General features: G+C 70.9%; 1 pseudogene. It reads left to right on the forward strand.

Features of this window, described 5'->3' with window-relative positions:
- Nucleotides 1-110 precede the first annotated feature (110 nt).
- Nucleotides 111-632, forward strand: a pseudogene (locus RF637_RS13855) (IS1634 family transposase); the annotation flags it as partial.

The raw sequence follows: 632 nt of genomic DNA on the forward strand, positions 1-632 counted from the left end.
CCTGACTCGTGCCACTTGAGAGCTCCTGGCTGACTTGGCCGGTGTTGTCGCTGGTCAGGGTCCTGTGGCGGGGGTCGGCGACACACTAATCGGGTGGGTAGGGTCGGACCGTGGTGTTCGTGCGTAAGGTCCGGACGGCGTCGGGGGCGACGGCGGTGCAGATCGCTGAGCGCCGGGGCGGGCGGGACAAAGTCCTCGAGCACCTGGGCTCAGCGCACACCGAGGCCGAGCTGACCGCGCTGTTGGAGGCCGCCCGGGTGAAGATGCACCCGGGTCAGGGCGAGCTCGACCTGAGCGCGGGCGCGGTGCCGGCGGGGCAGTCGGTGATCACCGGCAAGTGCAGCGCACTGCTGTGGCACGTGCTGACCAGCGCGTACGCCAGGTTGGGGTTCGATGCCCTGGGCGATGAGGCGTTCAAGGCGCTGGTGCTGGCGCGGATCGTGGAACCCACGAGCAAGGCCGACTCGCTGCGGGTGCTGGACGAGCTCGGTGTGCCGCACGCGTCGCTGCGCACGATGTTCCGGTGCCTGGCCCGGGCCCAGGAACGCGGCTACCGCGACCAGGTCGCCGCGGCGTGCTTCGCCCACGCCGCCGGGCACGGGGACCTGTCGCTGGTCCTGTACGACGTAACC

Source organism: Kocuria sp. CPCC 204721, assembly GCF_040980945.1.
Classification (GTDB): domain Bacteria; phylum Actinomycetota; class Actinomycetes; order Actinomycetales; family Micrococcaceae; genus Kocuria; species Kocuria marina.